Annotated in this window: 18 protein-coding genes and 2 tRNA genes; 6 read left to right on the top strand and 14 right to left on the bottom strand. The window is 52.2% G+C overall.

Going from position 1 to position 22,099, the window contains the following annotated elements; all coding sequences use genetic code 11:
- Positions 1-21 precede the first annotated feature (21 nt).
- The 5 genes from HS105_06090 to HS105_06070 form a co-directional block, all read right to left on the bottom strand.
- Positions 22-2,379 (bottom strand): UvrD-helicase domain-containing protein, encoded by a 2,358-nt coding sequence (locus HS105_06090; GenBank protein MBE7516159.1) that lies wholly within the window; start codon positions 2,377-2,379, stop codon positions 22-24.
- A gap of 15 nt (positions 2,380-2,394) precedes the next feature.
- Positions 2,395-2,952 carry a hydrolase gene (locus HS105_06085; GenBank protein MBE7516158.1) on the bottom strand — a complete coding sequence of 186 codons (558 nt, stop codon included), beginning with the start codon at positions 2,950-2,952 and terminating at the stop codon, positions 2,395-2,397.
- Positions 2,952-3,098, bottom strand: coding sequence for a hypothetical protein (locus HS105_06080; GenBank protein MBE7516157.1), 147 nt, complete (start codon positions 3,096-3,098; stop codon positions 2,952-2,954). The genes HS105_06085 and HS105_06080 overlap by 1 nt, the downstream gene beginning before the upstream one ends.
- A gap of 118 nt (positions 3,099-3,216) precedes the next feature.
- On the bottom strand, positions 3,217-3,627 hold the full coding sequence (locus tag HS105_06075; GenBank protein MBE7516156.1) for an acyl-CoA thioesterase: 411 nt from the start codon (positions 3,625-3,627) through the stop codon (positions 3,217-3,219).
- Positions 3,628-3,635: 8 nt separating this feature from the next.
- A tRNA-Gln gene (locus tag HS105_06070) sits at positions 3,636-3,709 on the bottom strand.
- A gap of 162 nt (positions 3,710-3,871) precedes the next feature.
- On the opposite strand from HS105_06070, the gene smpB reads away from it, so the two are divergent.
- The 5 genes from smpB (at position 3,872) to pgsA (ending at position 10,814) form a co-directional block, all read left to right on the top strand.
- Positions 3,872-4,339 carry an SsrA-binding protein SmpB gene (smpB, locus tag HS105_06065; protein MBE7516155.1) on the top strand — a complete coding sequence of 156 codons (468 nt, stop codon included), beginning with the start codon at positions 3,872-3,874 and terminating at the stop codon, positions 4,337-4,339.
- A gap of 54 nt (positions 4,340-4,393) precedes the next feature.
- Positions 4,394-5,893 carry a leucyl aminopeptidase gene (locus HS105_06060; protein MBE7516154.1) on the top strand — a complete coding sequence of 500 codons (1,500 nt, stop codon included), beginning with the start codon at positions 4,394-4,396 and terminating at the stop codon, positions 5,891-5,893.
- A gap of 302 nt (positions 5,894-6,195) precedes the next feature.
- Positions 6,196-8,469, top strand: a complete 2,274-nt coding sequence (locus tag HS105_06055; protein ID MBE7516153.1) for a DUF1800 family protein — start codon at positions 6,196-6,198, stop codon at positions 8,467-8,469.
- A 5-nt stretch (positions 8,470-8,474) separates the two neighbouring features.
- Entirely contained in the window at positions 8,475-9,995 is a 1,521-nt protein-coding gene (locus HS105_06050; GenBank protein MBE7516152.1) for a DUF1501 domain-containing protein, read from the top strand.
- Between the two features lie 114 nt (positions 9,996-10,109).
- Positions 10,110-10,814 carry a CDP-diacylglycerol--glycerol-3-phosphate 3-phosphatidyltransferase gene (pgsA, locus tag HS105_06045; GenBank protein MBE7516151.1) on the top strand — a complete coding sequence of 235 codons (705 nt, stop codon included), beginning with the start codon at positions 10,110-10,112 and terminating at the stop codon, positions 10,812-10,814.
- Between the two features lie 9 nt (positions 10,815-10,823).
- Here the strand turns inward: pgsA and HS105_06040 are convergent, their stop codons facing one another.
- On the bottom strand, positions 10,824-11,798 hold the full coding sequence (locus HS105_06040; protein ID MBE7516150.1) for a hypothetical protein: 975 nt from the start codon (positions 11,796-11,798) through the stop codon (positions 10,824-10,826).
- Positions 11,799-12,328: 530 nt separating this feature from the next.
- Here HS105_06040 and HS105_06035 point away from each other — a divergent pair.
- Positions 12,329-12,404 (top strand) — tRNA-Thr (locus HS105_06035).
- Between the two features lie 535 nt (positions 12,405-12,939).
- Here the strand turns inward: HS105_06035 and HS105_06030 are convergent.
- The 8 genes from HS105_06030 to HS105_05995 form a co-directional block, all read right to left on the bottom strand.
- Positions 12,940-16,647, bottom strand: a complete 3,708-nt coding sequence (locus HS105_06030; GenBank protein ID MBE7516149.1) for an HsdR family type I site-specific deoxyribonuclease — start codon at positions 16,645-16,647, stop codon at positions 12,940-12,942.
- Complete coding sequence (locus tag HS105_06025; protein MBE7516148.1) at positions 16,644-17,093, bottom strand: type II toxin-antitoxin system VapC family toxin; 450 nt, start codon at positions 17,091-17,093, stop codon at positions 16,644-16,646. Before HS105_06025 ends, HS105_06030 begins: the two co-directional genes overlap by 4 nt.
- On the bottom strand, positions 17,094-17,369 hold the full coding sequence (locus HS105_06020; GenBank protein MBE7516147.1) for an antitoxin family protein: 276 nt from the start codon (positions 17,367-17,369) through the stop codon (positions 17,094-17,096).
- A gap of 25 nt (positions 17,370-17,394) precedes the next feature.
- Entirely contained in the window at positions 17,395-17,532 is a 138-nt protein-coding gene (locus tag HS105_06015) for a hypothetical protein (protein MBE7516146.1), read from the bottom strand.
- Positions 17,532-18,503, bottom strand: coding sequence for a DUF3644 domain-containing protein (locus HS105_06010; GenBank protein MBE7516145.1), 972 nt, complete (start codon positions 18,501-18,503; stop codon positions 17,532-17,534). Before HS105_06010 ends, HS105_06015 begins: the two co-directional genes overlap by 1 nt.
- 1 nt (position 18,504) lies before the next feature.
- The gene (locus HS105_06005) at positions 18,505-19,638 is read right to left on the bottom strand and encodes a restriction endonuclease subunit S (protein ID MBE7516144.1); all 1,134 of its coding nucleotides are present in this window, start codon (positions 19,636-19,638) and stop codon (positions 18,505-18,507) included.
- A 204-nt stretch (positions 19,639-19,842) separates the two neighbouring features.
- Positions 19,843-20,202, bottom strand: coding sequence for a hypothetical protein (locus HS105_06000; protein MBE7516143.1), 360 nt, complete (start codon positions 20,200-20,202; stop codon positions 19,843-19,845).
- Entirely contained in the window at positions 20,189-21,790 is a 1,602-nt protein-coding gene (locus HS105_05995; GenBank protein MBE7516142.1) for an SAM-dependent DNA methyltransferase, read from the bottom strand. The genes HS105_06000 and HS105_05995 overlap by 14 nt, the downstream gene beginning before the upstream one ends.
- Positions 21,791-22,099 lie beyond the last annotated feature (309 nt).

Below are 22,099 nucleotides of genomic sequence, written 5' to 3'. Positions count from 1 at the left end.
CTTTATATTGACGCGCAACTCCTAGAGTTTTTGCAGTTTAGCGTATTTCTCGATCAACTTCTTCTGGCCGTAACCCGGAAAGCTTATCGTGAGTTTTGCCATTTCGCCATTTCCCTCACGCCTGAGCACAAGCCCGCGACCGTACTTTTCGTGCTGGACATGGCTGCCCGGAACGATGCCGTCAGAACCCGAACGAGCACCCGAACCCGCTGAGCGCAAGTTGTCCAACGGTGTGCGGGCCTTTGGCGGCTCCGTCGTTTTAGCCGGTATCGAACGCTCTTTGAAAAATTCCGCTATCGCATCGGCATTATTATAGGTCTTGCCCGTATAGGGCTTCTTTGGCTTCGGATCCGCAGCTGTCGAAATGCCGGCAGCGGCAGCCGTCGCACTCCGTGCGTATTTCAGCCATGACGAGCCTGCCGAGAGATCTTCGATCAGCTCATGCGGCAGTTCATTCAGGAATTGCGACGGCTCGGACGTAAGGTCTTGGCCGTATGTCCGGCGCCGCATCGCATGCGTGATGTAAAGCAGCTTCTCGGCACGGGTTATCGCAACGTAAGCCAGGCGTCGCTCTTCTTCAAGCTCTTTTCTATCGTCAAATGAACGCGAATGCGGAAAAATGCCGTCCTCGAGGCCGACCAGAAACACGATCGGAAACTCAAGTCCTTTCGCCGAATGGACGGTCATCAGCGTTACCGCAGCCTCTGAGTCATATCGGTCAGTGTCGGACGTAAGCGCCGCATGGTCGATAAAATCGCGAAGTCCGTTCTCAGCCTGTCGGTCATAGTCAACCGCCGCGTTGACCAATTCTTCCAGGTTCTCAAGCCGCGACGCCGCCTCATCGCCGCCCTCTGCCCGCAGAGTGTCGGCGTAGCCCGTATCTTCGATCGCGGCAACGACAATGTCCGAAACCGGCCGTTCGAGCGATACGGCATTTTCCGCTTTGCTTATCAGTGATTCGAGCGTTCGCCGAAAGGCCCGCAATGCCTCTTTCGCCCTCGGTGTGAGCCGCACTTCGGAAACGATCGTATCGTCCGCGATGTCAATGATCGTATTCCAAAGCGAGGTGCCGGCAGTGTTCGCTTGTCGCTGCAATTCATCCAAACTCGTCTTTCCGATGCCCCGCGGCGGTGTATTGATGACGCGCAGCAGAGCGATATCGTCGCTCGGGTTCATCGCAAGTTTGAGATACGCAATTATGTCCTTTACCTCGGCACGCTCGTAGAATGAGAAGCCGCCGACTATGTTGTAAGGTATCCTGAGCCGCCGCAAGGCTTCTTCGAAAAGCCGCGACTGCGCATTGGTGCGATAGAGCACAGCGATCCGCTCGCTCGGATCACGGCGGAAGTGCTCCTCGATCCTGCCGGCGACGAACCTCGCCTCAGCATCGCCGTCGTATGCCTGACAGTAGAACACGCGTTCACCGCTCGGGTTCGATGTCCAGAGTTTTTTCTTCTTCTGATCGATGTTGTTCTTGATGATCGCATCCGCGGCATCGAGTATCGTCTGCGTCGAACGGTAATTCTGCTCAAGCATTATCAGCTTGGCGGTCGGATAGTGCTGTTCGAAGTCAAGAATGTTCCGAATATCTGCCTGCCGAAACCCGTAGATGCTCTGGGCATCATCGCCGACAACGCATATATTCTCCTGCTTCTCGGTAAGCGATCTTATAAGCGAGAGCTGCAGCGTATTAGTATCTTGAAATTCGTCAACGAGGATGTACTTGTAGCGGTCGTTATATTTTTCGCGTGTATCCGGCGAGCGTTCAAGCAGTTTGACGGTCTTTATCAGGAGGTCGTCGAAATCAAGAGCGTTCGCCTTATGCAGGCGTTCGTCATACATCCTAAATGCCTTAGCGATAGAGGCCTTCTTGTCATCGCCGTACTCGATCTTCGCTGCGTATTGCTCCGCATCCTCACCACGGTTCTTTGCCGCGCTGATGATATTGCGAACGCTGCGCGGCTGAAGCTTTTTCTCGTCAAGACCAAGATCTCGTATGCACGCGCGGATCACCTTGGTCGAGTCGTCCGCGTCGTAGATGGTGAAGTTTCGGGTGTAGCCTTCTTCGAGTTTCTCGATATCCTGTCGAAGTATCCGCACGCAAAAACTGTGAAAGGTCGAGATCAGCGGTGCGGACTGCAGCCTTTCGCCTTTCAAAAGGCTTTCGACACGTGCCCGCATCTCGCCCGCCGCCTTATTTGTGAACGTTACCGCAAGGATATTGTGAGGAGCAACTCCTTTCTCCGCAATTAGATACGCGATACGTACCGTGATGACACGCGTTTTGCCGGAACCGGCACCGGCGATTATCAACAGCGGGCCATCGGTTTGCTTGACAGCTTCGGCCTGTTGTTCATTCAGACTCGAAAGTAGATCCATTTGAAAGCTTGCGGCCTATTTAATAAGTGCCTGTATTTGCTTGAATTTATCGTGCTTTGCGTCCCGCATAAGCTCAAAAAGCGCCATCTCGACCGATGAGGCAATTACCCCCGAGGCCTGCATCTTTGCAATGCCGGCCTTACGGTTCTGCTTCGAACGTGAGCCGACGGCATCTAGCAGCAGGTGAACTTGAATTCCGCGATCCAAAAGGTCGTGCGCGGTTTGTTCAACGCAAACATGTGTCTCAACCCCGCAGAGAACGGCTTGTTTAACGCCGTAACCGCGCAGGGCTTCGACAAAACCATCCGCTCCGCATGAGCTGAACACCGTCTTTTCAAAGACGCGGCACGATGCATCACACACCTCGGATATTTCCGTTGCGGTCGCTCCGAGGCCTTTCGGATACTGTTCGGTAACGATCACCGGCAGGTCAAGCAGCCTGAATCCTTGCACTGCGACCGCAGCCCGGCGCGCTATCCGTTCAAAGTGCGGCACCGCTGAGCGAAATGCCTCTTGGAGATCAACTACGATCAGCGCGGATTTGTAAGGATCAAGGATGTTTGCGTGCGGCATTATTGATCGTCGTTCGCGGTTTGTTTCACGGCGTTTTCGGCCCTTTTCTTTGCAAGACGTTCTTCTTTTTCCCGCATTTCCCTCTTGTACGTCTTAACGAAATAATAAACGGCAACGACGCACATTATAAGAATGAGCACCATCATTGCCGCAATAAAAATAGCTTCTGAACGGCCGATCCCGGGCATGCTTTGAGTTTATAGACAATGCGGCTCGCATTCAAGCCGAATGGCAAAAGCGTGTGATCCGGCTATTAACGGCGGGCTACTGCTCACACGACAGCAACTCGCGATAGTGGTCGGGAAGGCGTTTAATGACCTTATTCCTGTCCGTAACCAGATGATTCGTCTCGCCTTCCGCGAGGATCGCACCGTCGCCGGCACGATATACCTGATAAAGGAATCGCACGCTACGGCTGCGCACCTCGCTTACACGAACGCGAATCGTCAACAGATCTTCGTAAAACGCGGGCGACTTATATCGAACGTATGCTTCGGCTACCACGAGGAGCGCGTCGTCAGACTCCTCCATCTCTTTATAGGAAAATCCGCGAGCGCGGCAGAGGTCGCTTCGGCCGGCCTCGAACCATATAAGATAATTCGAGTGATGAGCGATGCCCATCTGATCCGTTTCGGCATAACGAACCCGGATTTCGGTCTCATGCCAGCCGTTCATAAGAAAAATGGCTGGGAGACAGGGATTCGAACCCCGATAGGCAGATCCAGAGACTGCAGTCCTACCATTAGACGATCTCCCAGCGTCCTTAATAATTTACGAAGCCCGTGTAAAAGTGTCAAACGCATATACGTCAAAGGCTGCGCGTAGGCTTCCGATATGCGATCCGTACGATGCTATGGCTCTCATTCGTCGTAATGAACCGCCGTATATGCCGCAATTCGATCACTTTTGCTAGAATTGAATGCTTGCTATGACCCAAGAGAAAGACATTGTGAATAACCGGCTCGCCTATCACGAGTATCATATCCTCGATAAATTCGAGGCCGGAGCCGTCCTTTTGGGTACCGAAGTGAAAAGCATCATGGCCGGCCGCATCCAGCTGAAGGAGTCGTTCGTACAGATAAAGAACGGTGAGGTATGGCTTATCGGTGCCCATATTTCGCATTATTCACACGGGAACATCAATAATCACGACCCTTTGCGCGAACGAAAATTGCTGCTGCATCGCCGTGAGATCGCAAAGCTGCAGAAAGAGACCACCATCAAAGGTATGACTCTTGTCATAACGAGGATCTACTGGAAGAGCGGCCGTATCAAATTCGAGATCGGCGTCGCTAAAGGTAAGAAACTATACGACAAACGTGAGACAGAAATGCGGCGCACCATCGAAAAAGAGACCCGAAGTGAGTTGAAACGAGTCGCAAGATAAGTTATAGGTAGATAAGCTTTTTTTGATTCAGTTAGTACGATTTAGGGGAATTTAATGAAACTTCAAGCAATAACTTCCAAATTTACCGAGGCAAATGTCGAAGCACTTGCCGTACCTGTTTTCAAGGCTGAAAAAGCCTCTTCCGCAACTCTAAAGGAGTTCGACAAACTCACCGGCGGCCTCGTGGCCGATATATTTAAGAACGAGGAATTCAAAGGTGATGCCGGCTCAACAGCCCTTATACGCTTTACTCCTAAGGGAGCGGTCAAGGCGTCGCGGCTCCTGCTGGTAGGCGTCGGCAACGAGAGCGACTTCGAAGCATCATCCGTATTCACAACCGCCGGGACCGCAACACGCTTCCTTCGCACCCGCAATGTAAAGAGCTTTGCACTGCTGTCGCGATCCAAAGGCACAGCATCCTCGATAGCTCAAAACGCCGTCTCGGGCTTTATCACAAGTCAGTTCGAGCTTGATAAATACAAGACAAAAGATAAGAACAAGAAGTCAGTTGATTCGTTTACGATATGTGTTGACGGTGCAAAACTTGCCGATGTTAAAGCAGGCATCACGCGCGGCGAAGCTATCGGCAGTTCGATGAACTTCACACGTGAACTCGCGAATGAACCGCCGAACATACTTTTTCCGATCGAAATGGCAAAGCGGGCGCAGGCAATGGCAAAAGAGGTCGGCCTCAAATGCGAGATCCTGGACGAAGCACGAATGACGAAAATGGGTATGGGCTCACTGATGAGCGTCTCAAAAGGCTCGTCGCAACCTGCACAGATGATCGTGCTCCGTTACACTCCGGCAAAGAATACCGCCAAGAACGGCGAACTTCTCGCATTGGTCGGTAAGGGCATCACATTCGACACCGGCGGCATTTCTCTCAAGCCGGGCGACGGAATGGACGCGATGAAATACGACATGTCGGGCGGTGCGACCGTTCTCGGCACCATGCGCGCGATCGCTTTGCTGAAGCCCGGCAGGCCCGTGATCGGAGTCGTCGCCGCTGTCGAGAATATGCCTGACGGCGGTGCGTCAAGGCCAAGCGACGTCGTTACGGCGATGAACGGCAAGACAATCGAGATCCTCAATACCGACGCCGAAGGCCGCCTCGTCCTGGCCGATGCCGTCGCTTATGCTGAGAAGCAGGGAGCCACGCATATCGTTGATATGGCGACACTTACCGGAGCGGTGATCATCGCTCTCGGCGATCTGAATACGGGTATCATGGGCAACGATCAAGGCCTTATGGATCGGATCATCGAAATGGGCAAGGCTAATGGCGAGGGCTTCTGGCAGCTACCCGTCAGCAGCGAATACAGTAAAATGATCCGCTCGGACATCGCCGATGTGAAGAACATCGGCCCGCGCGGCAAAGCTGGCACGATAATGGGCGCGGTATTCATTCAGGAATTTATTGACAAGGCAAAGTGGGCACATCTCGATATCGCCGGGACCGCTTGGAATGACAACGGCAAGTCACATATGTCGAAGGGGCCTACGGGCGTTGCAGTCCGAACACTCCTTGACCTTGTCGAGAACTCGCTCTGAAACGCGGTGTATTTTTTCGACGAGAGGCTGTCTGAAAGGGCAGCCTTTTCCTGTTGCACGTCCCAAAAACGGAGTTTCGAAATCGGATTTGATTTTAGGTAAAAGTTCCGTCGGCCTTCTCGCAAAAATCCTCGTCTAAAGCACGTAACAAAACGATCGCTCAAGAGCGTAAATTATTCTTGCACTTTTCCGAATAATTAGATATGTTCTAAATTGTAAAACATTCTTAAACGACCGTTCTTGACAACTTTTCGATCGACAGATGGCGCTGAATATCTGTCATTAACTTTCGGAGGAAAATAATGCTTTGCAGATCCGCACGATATTTGTATTTGTTGGCTGTCGTGTCCTTCTTACTTGCTCCGTCAACATTTCTCAATGGTCAGGATGACCCGAACCCTAATTCCCCGACGCCCGTTCTGCTGGGCGAAAAAGATCCACTTCGGGCAAGAGCTCTCCCGGACGACGGATCCGGCCGCGTATCAGCGAGGATCACGGAGGCCCGGGCGTTTGCTCCGGGTTCGCGTGTCATCCTATTTGTTAAGGACCTTGCGATGATGAGGGGCGAAGGAGCGAATGCACTGCGTCTGTACGCGACAGACGCACAAAGCCGTCTATACCGGTTCCCGGTCGTTGACCTTCAACGCGTCGGCGATTCAAAAGGTGTTTGGGCGGTCACGGTCGAACTTCAAGATGAACTTGGCTTTTGGGCAGGCCCGGATCCGACCGGAGATATTGCGGTTTATTTGACATGGCGCGGCCTCGCAAGTAACTCTCTGAAGCTTGGCTTTGGGAAGGTAGGCGGCGGCATAAGCGATGTCCCTGAGATCGCTGAAACGCTTTCAGCGACGCCGCCTACTGCCGCCGGAAATGCCGGCGATCCCCAGAATTATGTGGGCTATCGCTGGTCGAGCGACCGTAGAAGGTTTCTCGAACAGGCGACCTTTGGCCCGACCGAAGCTTTAGACAGCCGTGTGCGTCGGATCGGTCTTAGGATATGGCTCGCCGAACAATTCGCTGCGCAAACATCAACGATGCCCTTAGACCCGCTAAAACCGTCCAACGCTCCGGCAGATTGTGATGGCCAGAACGGTGATGATTCGCCGGCAACATGTTACCGCGACACGTACTCGATGTATCGGCCGCAAACTTGGTTCATGCATGAGGCATATTACGGCGACGCGCAGCTTCGGCTTCGAGTTGCGTGGGCCCTTTCACAAATCTGGGTAGCATCCGGAAATAAGATCCGGCAGGGCCGCCACATGGTCGAATTGTTCAAGATACTGAACAACGGTGCATTTGGTAATTACAGGGATCTGATGAAGCGGATCACACTGAACCCGGCGATGGGCAACTATCTGGACATGGCAACCAGCACTCGAACCAATCCGAACGAGAACTACGCGCGGGAGTTGATGCAGTTATTTACGGTCGGGCTGTTCGTGCTAAAGCCCGACGGGACACTCCAACTCGACGACCAAGGCAACCCTATCCCGACCTACGATCAGACAGGCGTTACCAATATGGCTAAGGTCTTCACCGGCTGGTCATATTGCAATGTTGCGGCAAATTGCCCGAACTTCACCACAGGGACAACCAACTATATTGACCCGCTCCTGCTGAATTCCGGAGTGATGACCGTCGGCGGCAACCGACATGACCTTACAGCCAAAACACTGACTCTCAACACTTGGCCGGCAACCGCTCCGTTAACCATTGCCGCATGCTCGAACTGCACGAGCCTCGCAAATATTGCGACGTACGCCAATACCTCGTTGGATCAAGCGCTGGATTACATCTATAGCCATCAGAATGTCGGGCCTTTTGTCAGCAAGACACTCATCCAGCACTTGGTAACAAGCGACCCGACACCAAGCTATGTCGGCCGGATCACGGCCGTTTTTGACGCTAACCGCTCGAATCCGGATCAGCTGCGTGAAGTGGTCAAGGCGATCCTTCTTGATCCCGAAGCACGCGGTGATATCAAGACCGATCCAATGTTCGGCAAACTTCGCGAGCCGGTGCAATTTGCAACGAATGTTCTGCGAACACTCAATGTCCAGGGCGCCGTGGCGGGTACGCAAAGCGATGGTTCATTTGGTGTGGTCGGCGCCGGACGAACGAACGGGCAGGTCTCGGAATTTCTCGGGATGAGCCAAATGCCCTTCCTTTCGCCCTCAGTGTTCAATTTCTACCCGCCGGGCTATGTCCTGCCCGGCACGTCATATCTCGGGCCTGAATTTGCATTGATGAACACGGGAACCTCGATCCAGCGTGCCAACTTCATCAATCGAATGGTTATGAACACAACACCCGTGGCCGTAGCATCGCCCGATTTTCCGACAGGTACCGGTATCGACATCAGCGACCTTGTTACATTAGCGTCGGTTGATACGAGCGGAAATGCTCTGCTGGACGAGCTCAACCGGCGTATGATGCACGACTCAATGTCTGCGGGTATGAAAGCGGCTATCCTTCCGGCAGTTACCGCTGTAACGGCGTCGAATCCGGCGCTTCGTGCGCGTACTGCAGTATATTTAGTTGCGACCTCGTCGCAGTATCAAGTACAGAGGTAAAGATCATGAAAGTATCAAGACGCGACTTCCTAAAAAGCAGCGCGGGCTGCGCCCTCGGCATGGCTTCTTTGGCCACGCAAATGCATCATTTCGGCACGATCAGCGCATTCGCTCAGGCGGCGATCGATAAGGGCGAAGCAGCGACGAGTTATAAGGCTCTCGTTCTTCTGTATTTTGCAGGCGGCAACGATGCAAATAATATGATCGTACCGCTTCACAACGACTCGACCGTAAGCAATTACGCTGCTTATACTGCCGCGAGGTCAACGCAAGGATTAGCTCTTCCGGCAACCGGTACCGGTGCTTTGCTTCCGATAACGGTGCCGAGAATGAACGGGCTGACATACGGCCTGCATCCGAACTTCGGCCCGGTAACGAACGGCATCAATAACGGGATCTATGAGCTTTGGGGCCAAGGAAAATTGGCATTCGTCGCTAACGTCGGAAACCTTATGAGGCCGCTTACAAAGGCACAATATCAATCCAGCCCGACGCTGCGGCCGTACCAGCTCTTTTCGCACTCGGACCAGATAGCTCAATCGCAAGCCGGCATTTCCGGCTCGCAGATCCATACCGGCTGGGGCGGACGGATCTCCGATAAAATGACGACAGCCGGCCCGATAGTGCCGATGATAACCTCGATATCCGGTGCTCAACTGTTTACGTCAGGACAAGTCACGGCTTCGCTCGCGATTGCCGACTCCGGAACATCACTTGCGAATGTGCTTCATCCGTCTGGCTTCGGAACCACACCGACGGGAACAAACCTCGCTCGGTTCAATGCATTCAATTCCCTGCGTCAGCAGGATCTCCTTACGTCGCACCACCTTGCGGCAGCAAGTCATATCACGGATATGGCCATCGCAGCCGATACCGTCTTCCAGTCATCTGTCGACACCACCGTAACATTTCCGAACACAAGCATCGGACGACAGCTTCGTCAGGTTGCAAGGCTCATAAAGAATAGATCAAGCCTTGGGGTCGCGCGGCAGATATTTTATGTACAGATCGGCAACTTTGATACTCACACGAATCAGCTCTCGACGCAGGGAACGAATTTTTCACAGCTAAGCCAAGCTCTGAGAGCGTTTTGGGATGAATTGGCCGCCCAAACGACGACCGGCGGCGATGATATGCAGCAGGCCGTTACGACCTTCACACTTTCGGATTTCAGCCGCACATTCAACCCGGCAGGTTCCGGAAGCTCCGTCGGCTCAGACCACGGCTGGGGCAGCCACGCACTGGTACTCGGCGGCTCGGTCAACGGCGGCAACTTCTACGGAAGCCTTCGCCCCGACGGAACCGGTGATTATTTTCCGACGTTGACACTCGGCGGGCCTGATGATGTCGATTCGGGAACGTCGCCGCGAGGTCGCTGGCTTCCGACGACCTCGGTCGAGCAGTACGCTGCGGCGCTTGCCCGTTGGTTCGGTTTGCCGCAGGATGCTGAAACTCTTAGCGCGGTGTTCCCGAACCTTCAGTTCTTTCCCGGAACGTACAGCCAACTGGACTTTATGCAGCCATAGGCCCAGATCCGAACGGTTATCAATGTGAAAGGCGGGCTTGCATTTGCCCGCCGTTCTTTTATTTCAGCCTGCACTTGGGAACAATGCAGATACACATTAGAATGGTGATTCATCGTGAATTTGCCGAATTACATAACGCTTGGCCGCATCGTGATCGTTCCGCTTCTCGTGGTCGTACTATTGACGCCCGAGATGTCTCATTGGTTCGGTATCAGCAGCTATGCATTGGCGATCGTGCTCTTCTTGATCGCAGCCCTCACGGATATGGTGGACGGTCAGCTCGCACGCCGCCGCAATCAGGTCTCGACACTCGGTAAGTTCCTCGACCCGATCGCCGACAAACTCCTTATCGCATCGGCGCTTATAGTCCTCGTCGAAAAGCATCTTGCACCGTCGTGGGCTGTCGTGGTTATTCTAGGCCGTGAATTCATCATTACCGGATTGCGGAGCATCGCCGCAAGCGAAGGCGTTGTCATACAAGCCCAAAGTCTGGGAAAGATCAAGATGTGGGCACAGTGCGTTGCTGTCGTTGCACTTCTCGTTGCGGCCGCGAACGGCGACCCGCCGGTTTCGAATTTTGGCCTCGATTATCCTGCATTCTTCTGGCGTGTCGCTGAGGTCCGCACCGCTTTTGCCGATCTGATGAGTCTGAATATCACCACTAACGATTGGAAGGTATTCGGCTATCTCGTGGGGCGCGGCGCGCTTTGGGTTTCGGTGATCACCGCACTCTGGTCGATGTACGGCTACTTTGCATACTTCCTGCGCGAAAAGAAAAAGCACCGAAGCGAAAACTCCGGTGCCGAACTTGAGATCTGACCTCGCCTGTTACTGTATCTCGACGCTGTCGCCGGTATGCACCTCGCCTGTCGTTCGTGTAATAACGATCGTGGCTGTATGTTCTTTTACGTTCAGCACGACAGCCTCGCCAACAACCTTTCGAAGAGCGGGGCGGCCCTGCTTTGCCTTACTCGTGGTAACGGTTTTGCCGTCAGCCTTTGAACCGTCCTTGCGTGCGGCCTGATTTGAGAACTTGCCGCCGCTGTATGTATCGCTTTGATAATCATCGTCGCGCGACCTGACAGATTCCTTCGCGGGATACGTCATCAGATTGCCCTTGCCGAGCTTTCGATAAATCGTCAGATAGTCACCCGTCTGAACATTATTATCAGCACCGAGGTCAACATACGCAATGAACTCCGGCGCAAGCATTTCGACATTGTCGCGTGCCAAAATGATGCGTCCCGAAGCCTTTCCTGACGCCGTTGCAAACAAATTAAGCGGCGGCCGCTGCGCAGCCTGCGGACTCGTCCGCTTTGCCGACAACTGAATAAGGTCGCCCAGATAGAATGCATCGCACGAGAAGGTTACCCGAACGGCAGAATATTCAGGCTGGACATTCACAACCTCGACCGCTCCGACCTCCTGTACAAGAAAACCGATGCGTGATTTGTCCGTCCAACGGCTCTCGACCGCTCCCTTCGGACGAACGACCGAAAAGACATCGCCGATATTCGCCCCTTTGTTGCTGCCGACATTTATGAAAAGAATGTCGTGCTCCTTAAAATTGTATCGATCGGCCTCGTCGTTCGCACCGATGATCGTATTCGCCTCGCTGATCGCACTCGACTGAATGTAGCCGGCACAGTATAAATTGCTGCCCTTTACAAGCGTAGTCGGCGCCTGAGCAGCTCCGTAAATGATCATAGGCCGCGCCTTCGCTTGCCCGATCACGGCTATTGAGAAAGCAAGGATCGCAATAGCGGCAACCGATGCGAAGATACCTTTTCTGAATATGGTCACGATTTTCTCCTTTTCTGTCAGGGTCATTCAGCCACGAAATGGGCGTTGAAGTCAGAATTAACAGCAGCGTCCGAATCTGATCGAACTTACCTTGATTATAAAACGACAAACAATAGGCGTCAACAAGTTTTTGCATATACGGCTTGTCTGAGAAGATCGCTCACATTGTGTCGGAAACCCACATCACAACATGTCTTGAACCAAGGACTTCGGACGCGTAGCCTAATTCGATCTCACAGTACTGTCGTCCGCCAATTTTTTTTATCACCTGCTCGATGCGTACGATCGGGCCGAATTATTGGATCTTTTACGCACCGTCACCGGACCGCTCTGCGCGACCGCATTCTGAGTCATTCCCTGGCACTAACCCTCGACGCCAACCGACACGAACATCCGGAACCGCTACACAACTCGAACCACGTTGATCATCAATTTCAAATAATTTTCCGCCGCAGCAGCCGCTTGCTTGGACACTATTTGCGACATTTGGTACTATTTTCGTTCGCGGTTCCTCACCCGCATCACCACAAGCCGGTGTAGCTCAGCTGGTAGAGCAGTTGATTTGTAATCATCAGGTCGGGGGTTCAAGTCCCTTCACCGGCTCCAGATAACTTCAATAGATACAGTCATATACACGAACCACGGAAGGGCGGTATATGTCGCCTTTTGCAGTTAGAACTAAAATTAGAACTAAACCAAGTAGGTTTTGAGAATATTTACGGACGGATTCGCGATTTTATAAGGTTGTCTGTTTCGTTGTCGATCTCGGACAGAACTAACGGTTTGGGAATGATCTCGCTGAGATCCCTTCTGCATCTTCTCTCTTCCGCATCATTCGCAAATATCACGTAGAGAACTTGCTGTTGTACATAATCGGTAAGCTGTGGTTGTTCGAAAGGACGCTCGCCGGATCTTGGCCCTGCATCACTTTTCGCAGATCGCGATAAAATTTGCGTTCGATCTCTTTGCCGTACATCGCATTCGGATATGCAATAGTGTTTCGGGAGGATTTCGGCCCCAATGCGGTAGCTGATCCGTCTGCGACAGTGAGAAAGCTATGGCACCGCAATTTAGTATTCGCTACAAAACCGGCATTTAACGGCCTTAAAATGCATTACATAGCTGACGATACAAATCCGGATCAATAGCAATTCTCAACGATGTCGTCAGCGATCAACTCCGCCTGTCGTAAAACAGTATTGATCGCTGATTCTTGTTTGTCGGGCGGGTAGCCGTATCTTGAAAGCGTCCGGCGGACGAGCACCATAAGCTTTGCCCTCGATGCGGCGCGGATCGGCCAGTCTAGAGTCGTATTATTCTTCACCTTCTCGGCTATCTCGCGAGCGATATCACGCAAAATATCGTCACCGAGCACCTTAACGGCCGAGTCATTCACTTCCAGCGCATTGTAGAAGGCTACTTCGTCCTCGGTCAGTCCTAGCTTCTCACCTTGCCGGTCCGACTCTCGGACTTCCTTGGCGATATTGATAAGTGCCTCGATAATTTCAGCCGTTGAAAGAAGATTGTTCTGGTACTTTTTCACCGCATCTTCGAGCATCTTCAGAAGCTCCTTGCTTTTCACAAGGTTCTTTTTCATGCGGCTGCTGATCTCGTTGTTGAGAATCTTCTTAAGGAGTTCAAGGGCGAGGTTCTTGTGCTTCATTCCCTTCACTTCCAAAAGAAATTCGTCTGAGAGGATGGAAATCTCCGGCTTTTGCAAGCCTGCCGCGTCGAAAATATCAACGACCTTATCCGAAGCAAGCGATCTATCGACAAGTCTCCGGATCGTTGTTTCGATCTCTTCGTCGGTCCGGCCGCTGCCTGACCCTCCAAGCTTCACCATGCGTGCCTTGACCGCTTGGAAGAAGGCAACCTCTTCCGCGATCGCAACTGATGCCGGATGCGGTGTCGTAAGGGCAAAGGCTTGGGCAAGCAGCGTGACCTCCCGAACAAAACGCTCGCGCCCGTCATCGATTCCTAAAATGTGCTCTTCTGCCTGCAAAATGATCTCAAGCTTCGCTGCGGGTTCCGCGTCGAAAAAGCGTCGGTAGTCGAATCCATTGCCTCCATAAGCAGCGGCGTCCTCTTGTTTGATGTCGACTTGCGATCGGCTCTTCTCGGCGAACATCTGCTTAACGACCTCGTGCTTTTCGTGCATTGCGACAACGGCCTGCTCGATGTCTATGGTCGGTTCGCCCTTACCGCCCGCGTCGCCATAGAACGAAAGCGCTTTCTTGAGGTCGGTTGCAAGGCCAAGATAATCAACGACGAGGCCGCCCTTCTTATCCTTGAAGACACGGTTCACGCGGGCGATCGCCTGCATGAGCGTATGGCCACGCATCGGTTTATCAACGTAGAGGGTATGCAGGCACGGCGCATCGAAACCTGTGAGCCACATATCGCGGACGATAACGAGCTTGAGTGGGTCGTTCTCATCCTTGAAGCGATTCGCAAGATCGCGGCGTTCCTGCTTCGAGGTGTGATGAGCGGCCATCTCCGGGCCGTCAGAACTCGAAGCGGTCATGACGACCTTGATCGTTCCCTTAGTCTTGTCCGGATCGTGCCAGTCGGGTCGAAGGGCAGTGATCTCCTTGTATAGTTCAACGGCGATCCGGCGGCTCATCGCAACGATCATCGCCTTTCCTTCAAAAACCTCGAGCCGCTTCTCGAAATGCGTAACGATATCGTTTGCGAGATTTCTGATACGTTCAGGATTGCCGACAATCGCCTCGACCTTTGTCCACTTGGCCTTCGCCTTTTGCTTTTCGGTCAATTCGTCGGTCTCTTCGAGTTCCTTGTCGAATTCCTTTAACAGGGTGCGGCCTTCGTCCGTGAGGGCGACTTTGGCAAGGCGGCTTTCGTAATAGATCGGGACCGTGGCGTTATCCCTGACCGCATCCATGATGTCGTAGCGGTCGATGTAGTCGCCGAAGACTTGAGGCGTATTAACGTCGTCGCCTTCGATAGGCGTGCCCGTGAATCCGATATAGGTAGCGTTGGGCAAGGCATCACGCAAATACTTGGCAAAACCGTAGGCGATGCGTTGGCCGATAACTTCCTTTGATTCCTTATCGACGACATTCCGCACCTCGGCCTCAAAGCCGTATTGCGTGCGGTGGGCCTCATCCGCGATAACGACAATATTCTTTCGGTCGGAGAGTAGGTCGTACTGCGAGCCGCCGTCAGCCGGAAGGAATTTCTGGATCGTCGTAAATACGATCCCGCCGCTCGCAACTTTCAGCAGTTCTTTTAGGTGTTCGCGGCTCTCGGCCTGCACCGGCTCCTGACGCAAGAGCTGTTTCGCACTGGCGAACGTACCGAAAAGCTGCTCGTCGAGGTCGTTGCGGTCGGTGATGACGACGATGGTCGGATTGTTGAGGCTGACGACGAGCTTTCCGGTGTAGAACACCATTGAAAGGGATTTGCCGCTGCCCTGCGTGTGCCATATTACGCCGGCCTTTCGGCTACCGCAACCCTCACCCGGCCTCTCCCAACGGGAGAGGAGAGAAGAAAGTTTTTCGAAAACAGTTTCCGGGTCGTTCAGTAACTCAGCGTTCTGAAATCTTACCACCTGATTTCCCAGTGCAGTCAAATATTTGTCACGAATTTCATCGTGCCTTTGCTGTTCCGGCAAATCGTGCACTTCGCCATCGAGTTCAACGATCAGACGTTTCTCATGACAATAAAAATCAACGACATATTCTCCGATCTGGTGCTGTCGCCGAAATTTCAAGTCAAGAAATTTCCTGTTTCTAATCAATTCCCAAAAAATGCTTTCGGCGGAAGTCTGTTTGCTTCGCAACTCTTTTGCAAGTTCAACAAGTCCCGAAAAACGAAACCCTCCACGATAATTCGGAAAGTCGTTCCTTAGATTTAAAAGTCCCTCCCTCTGGGAGGGATTTGGGGTGGGTTTGAATCCCGCAGCCAGCAGCGTTGATTCAATTGCCTTGTTCACGGCGTAATACTGGTGATATGCGGCAAGCTTCTTTACTGAGACGACCTGAACCTGTCCCGATCTTTTATCATGGACGCTGGAACGTTCGAAGACGATGAAGTTCCTTACAAGATCGAGCAGGGTTTTGGGCGGGAGCATCCCGCGGATCAGGGTTTCGAGCTGCGGCGTGAATTTCGATGCATCTTTTTCACCATCAGATGAACGCCACGGCACAAAGCGGGCAAAGCCGGATGAGATGGTGCCGGCTCTTGCGTCGATGCCGTCCGAGATAACCGAGAACGCGTTATAGACAAAAAGCGAAGGGATCGTCGCCTTGTAGGTCTCGATCTGGTTGAAGGCTCCGTGCAGCGTTGCGTTCTCGTCCGCCGCGTTCTTCAGCTCGAAAACGACGAGCGGCAGGCCGTTGACGAACAGCACGACATCGGGGCGTTTTGTCTGGTTGTTCTGGTGAACGGTGTATTGGTTGACCGCGAGAAACTCGTTTTTGCCGACGTTCTCAAAGTCGATCAGGGCGACCTCGTGGCTTCGCTCGAAACCGTCCTCGGTGTACGGAATGCGTACCTTTTCGATCAGGAACGAATGGAATTCCTCATTGCTCGCGCGCATATCCGGCGAGAAGATATGCATCGCCTTTTGCACGGCCTGTTCGCGGGCATCGGCGGGGATATCCGGGTTGATCCTCGCAACCGCATTTCGCAGCCGGTCCGCCAAAACGACTTCCTCAAACGATGTCCTTTCCTGAAACTCTCCTCCTGTCTGAGGAGGAGTGTCCGAAGGACGGGGTGGCGGGAGGCCGCCGGGGCCTATCATCGCACCTTGAACATACGAATAGCCCAAAGCCTGAAGCTCTGTAAGGGCGTATTCTTCGATCTGGTTTTCGGTGATCGGTTTCAAAAGCGTGTAAGATCCTGCGGGGCCGAGACGTTAATGGAGCCGACGTATCGCTTAAAATCGGCAACATTGAACGTCAAAAGATTTTCTATTCCGTGGGTCTGCATCGCGGCGACAAGCCGCGCGTCGTGCGTGGTTTTTCCGATCACGTTATATTTGCTGACCAACGCTTCCCAGTTCTCAAATATGGTTTCGTCTTCGCTCTTAAAGACAAACAACTGCCTCAGACGGTCGATCTCAATTTTTGTGTCCTCGGTCGAATATCCAAGCCCGTTTTCGTCAACAGGACGTGTTGAGACGGCCCAAAACTCAACGAGGCTCTGCGGTACAATGCAAACAACCTCCTGCCCGGCATCTAGGGCATCAAGAGCATCAAGAGCGATTTGCTGCTGCTGACTGTTGCTATCTACGGTACGCAACAGAACGCATGTATCAAGCAGCCAACTCATCTAGTACCTGTCCTCGTAGATACTCGCTCGCCTCAACGCCTCGTCCGGCAGCGAAGGCGCGATCTTCCGGGGCCTTTTTGCCCATTCTCTAACCTGCTTTATCCATTCTCCGGGCGGCAGAGTAAATTGAAGATGCGATTTATCATCGGTTGGTCCCGCTTTTCTGCCCGCATTCAAATGCAGGTCGATCTCGACCTTGCTTTTGTCCGGCAGATCAACGGCATCAAGCGGGCGAAAGACGCCGTTTTCATATATGGCTTCGATTGTCTTTGTCATCGGCTTCAAAAACTCCTCGAATTGATTATACATCATAAAAGCCCTCCCTCTGGGAGGGCTTTATGGAGGGCGAAAATACCGCACCGTGAAGATACGAATAGCCCAAAGCCTGTAACTCCGTAAGGGCGTATTCCTCGATCTGGTCTTCGGTGATTGGTTTCATTATTTGAATCTATTGCCTTGCGCTATACAATATTTCTTAACCTCGTCAAGCCATTGGTCGTACCAGTACCACGTCCCTGCGACATCGACACCAAATCCTTTTACTGGATTCTTTGCGTCTTTTTCGCGCCAAAACTCAGTGTGCCAGTGCATCGAGAAATTTGGGAATCCATCGGCCTTCATGATATCAACGATTTCTTTCGGGCGATGCTTCGGACGCTCACGGTCTTTGATGACAACGTATTCTTTGTTAAGTGATTTCGCCTCTTCTGAGTCGGCGGATAGAAATTCTATGACCTTGTCGGCCTGTCCCTTCCGATTGACAGTCTTAGGGACATAGAGAACACGGTAGGAATACGCGGGGCTATCAAACTCGTCCTGCGATAGTTCCTCATCAAACCCCTTGATATAAGCCGCGATGTTCTTGGGCAACTCATCGAAGGCCCTTACCTGATGAGCCTGATCTTCGGATATCGAAGAAAACTGAAGGGAAAATGACAAGTGTTTGTCGATGCCGAATGCTTCTCCAAACAGTTCTCGGACATATCGATTGTAGTTCAAGCAACAAGCCTGAAATCGTGCTGACAAATACTCATCGATCCTTGTGGTCATCTGATGCTCGATCTCGTGACGCAGCCCGATCAGGAATTTGAGGTTTGCTTTGGTGATTGCATCAATTGGGCTTTCCTTATCATTTAGGCAACGCTCAAGCTCCCAATATTTGAATGATCCTCGTTTCGTTGTATCGAATTTCTTCCGCTTCGCTCCTTGCGTGAAATATCGATAGTCAACCTTCTTTGATCGATAGTACGCATGAAGAAGGTATGTCCATGCGATTGTTGAAAGTACGATAAAACTTTCGGACTTAAAAACAATAGCAGGATTGTTGAATATCTGTACCGCGCACAGCATCGCCTCACGCGACTTCGTAAGCAGCTCGCTCTTGATCGAACCTACCTTGCGATTTCTCATTTTAGGCGTAGGTTGTCACCTCACCATTCATCAGTTTCGGCAATAGAGTGTCGCGGGTTCTAGCAATCGACGCAATCTGGTTAATATTCGTCTCGATCTTTTCGATCATCGGCAAGACCGATTCGTTAAATCGCGAAATGCTTTCGTAATCGGGAATACCAACCGGATAATTGCTCAAGATTTCCCAATTTGTCCGAGGCATTCGGGTTCCTTCGGATGCCATGTCCGAGTGATCGACAACTTCCTTTTGGAAAAAAGCCATTAAACAGAACGGAAATAATTCAGGTGACTTAGGACGAATAATGAGAATGTCCGTTGAGCAAACGCCGTCGAATGGGGCAAAGCACACCTTGTGAAAATATGGACGAAGTTTTCCAAACAAGATGTCGTGTTTTCGGAAAACGGATTTATTGCTCTCTACGTCCGAGCCAGAACCGAAGGAATGCAAAGCAAAGTCTTTGCGTTCGATGTGTTCTAGGCCGACATATTTTGTATCTGTCTCGATCTCCTTAGGCTGAATGTTCTCCCGAATGTTATATGCAAAATCTGCGAGCGTTCCTTCTTCCCACTCATCTCTCGCTTGTTCGATGAACCATTGGCGGAAGAGGGTTTGGGCGAGGGATTCGAGGGTTTTGTTTTGGCGATGGAGCAGGTCGATCTTGTCATCCAAGCTGCTCAAAACCTCCGCAATCGCCCGCTGCTCCTCAACCGGCGGGAATAGCCAGTCTGACTGCTTAACAAAATTCCAATCAGCCCTCGGCATTCGCGTCCCGCTATCTCCACTGTTCGCAAAATTCACAAAGTCCCAGGTTGCGAAGAAATAATAAAGAAAGTTCTGATCGAAACCATCCTTTGCTCTAATTACCCAAATATCAGTCGAACATATACCGTCGAACTCGGGTTTAACAACCTTCCGAAAATAAGGACGAAGTTTGCCAAACAAAATGTCGTTGCTCTTGAAGCGGAATTTCTGACTTGTTACGTCAGTAGATTGACCAATTCCAGACAAACGCAAACTGGCCTCTTCAATATGTTCGAGACCAATATATGCCAGCTCTTCTAATCCGTTAGGGGTCATTTGGTCTTTGACCAATGACGCGACTTCCTCTAATAGATGGTTTTTCCACTCACTCATAACGCATCAAATTTCATTTGCCTGTGCGTGGCCGTCCGCAGACAGGTTACAATCGGTAACAATGCGAACATCATTTCAGATAGTTTCCATGTACTTCAAGGCTTTACACATATAGCTAATATGTGTAAGCTAGTAACTGGAAATGACCCCGACTCGAACCGGCTCCGTATGGTGCGCTTTCCCGAAAGGGATAGAGTCGGAATGTCACTCGAAAAGAATTATTCCCGGCAGCCTCTGAAGCAACTCAAGCTGTCGGGTTCTGATTTTTATAGCCCCATTTTCGTGGCTTTTTTGAGAGAGCTTTACGCCATCGTCAAATCCTCGCTTGCCTCCTTTGCCGATGTCGATCATCTCGTGGAATACCACGAAATGGTTTTCTACCGGCTGTCCGCTGTTAAGACAAGCCTCCTTTGCCTTTTCGATAACAGGTTTGAAGTTCCGATACTCGCCGTATTCGAGCACTTTTGCCAGATCGCGCGCACTCCAAAATTCGTTACCGCTTTCGTCCGTCCGCTTGATCTGCTCAAAGACCGTCGGCGCCGTTGTTTTCCTAAGATCCGCCATCTTGCTGCACCTCAAATTTGATACTTGCCAGATTCTTCATTATCCGGTCGTTCAGTTCCGCTTCCTCGGCCATTTGAGCTTCGAGTTCGGCCTTTAACTCAACGAAGCGTGTAGGAAAATCGAAATCGTCCTCCTCATCCGGAAGGCCGACGTAACGCCCGGGCGTCAGTACGAAGCCGAGCCGCTCGACCTCGGCAACCGGAACGCTCTTGCAAAACCCCGCAACGTCTTCGTACTCGCGCTCGCCCGTCCGCCAGTTGTGATACTTCGTCGCGATCTCTTCGATGTCCTCGGCGGATAGGTCGCGATTGCGTCGGTTGACCAGAAAGCCGTGATTGCGCGCGTCGATAAAAAGTATCTCGCCTTTCCGCTTCTGCTTGTCTCGGCGGACGAACCATAGACACGCCGGAATTTGCGTGTTGAGAAACAGCTTCGCCGGTAAGTTAACGACGCAATCCACGAGATCGGCCTCGATCAGTGCCTTGCGGATCTCCCCTTCGTTGTTGGTCTTTGATGTGAGCGAACCTTTCGCGAGGACGAATCCCGCAACACCCGGCGGTGCCAGGTGAAAGAGGAAATGCTGTATCCACGCATAGTTGGCGTTGCCCGGCGGCGGCGGCAAATTCTTTCCCGTCACACGCCATCGGGCATCGTCCTGCAACAGCTCACCGGACCAGTCGCTGTCGTTGAACGGCGGGTTCGCGATCACAAAATCCGCTTTGAGATCCTTGTGCGCGTCGTTGAGAAATGAACCCTCGCTGTTCCAACGGACATTCGAGCTGTCTATGCCGCGAATGGCAAGGTTCATCTTGGCAAGCCGCCACGTTGTCTGATTGCTCTCTTGCCCGTAGATCGAGATGCGGTCTTTCGGGTCGATGGCAAGCTTCTTGCCGTTCCCGTTCTTGTAGTGGTCGCTGTGCACTTCGATGAACTTCTCAGATTGGACGAACATTCCGCCCGATCCGCAGCACGGGTCGAACACACGGCCTTCGTAAGGCTCCAGCATCGCGACGAGAAGTCGAACGACGCTGGCCGGTGTGTAGAATTGCCCGCCTTTTTTGCCTTCGGCCAAAGCGAATTCGCCAAGAAAGTATTCATAAACACGGCCAAGTACGTCTTTGCTTCTCGCTTCCTGCAGGCCAAGTACAGAGCTGCCGATCAAGTTTATGAGGCCACCCAGACTCGCCTTATCGAGCCGCTCCTGAGCGTAAGCCTTCGGCAGAACGCCATGAAGCGATGGATTATCCTTCTCGATGGCTTGCATTGCCTCGTCAACGTCTTTGCCGATCGTGGGCAAGGTCGCCCGCGATTGGATGTAGCTCCAACGCGACTTCTCCGGAACGTAAAAAACCTTCTCTGCAAGATACTCATTCCTCTCCTCAGGGTCGGCACCGGCGAATTCACCTTCACCCTTCTCAAGCTTTTCGCGAAGCTCGTCAAAGGCATCTGAGATGTACTTGAGGAAAATAAGGCCGAGCACCACGTGCTTATATTCCGCCGCGTCGATGTTCTTTCGAAGTTTGTCGGCGGCTTTCCATAATTTGCGCTCCAAGGGTTCGGTGGGAATTTCTTTCTTCTGTCGTGCCATAGGTTTACTAGAAAAGAGTATAGAGCATCAGTCAAACGAACCAAGCATTAACAGCCCCTATCGAATCAGATGTCACTCTGAGGTGGCCGCCCAACCCGCTTGGAAAGTAGAGATTTTCCGTGCGGGTTCTGTGCGTTGCCGTCTCTACCGGCGCGGTAAACACCGATCCAGCTAGACGGGATGTTGGGTCTTGCCTGTCCCTGATCCCGAACCGTGGGTTACACGGAGCGGCGGCGGGGCGGAAATTGGCAGTAAGGCGGAGATTGATAAGCCACCTACTGCGTGCGCAGTAAACAGCCAAAATCAAGG

Origin of the sequence: Chloracidobacterium sp. (assembly GCA_015075585.1) — a bacterium.
In the GTDB taxonomy this organism is placed as follows: domain Bacteria; phylum Acidobacteriota; class Blastocatellia; order Pyrinomonadales; family Pyrinomonadaceae; genus OLB17.
This window is presented reverse-complemented; position numbering and strand designations above follow the sequence as displayed.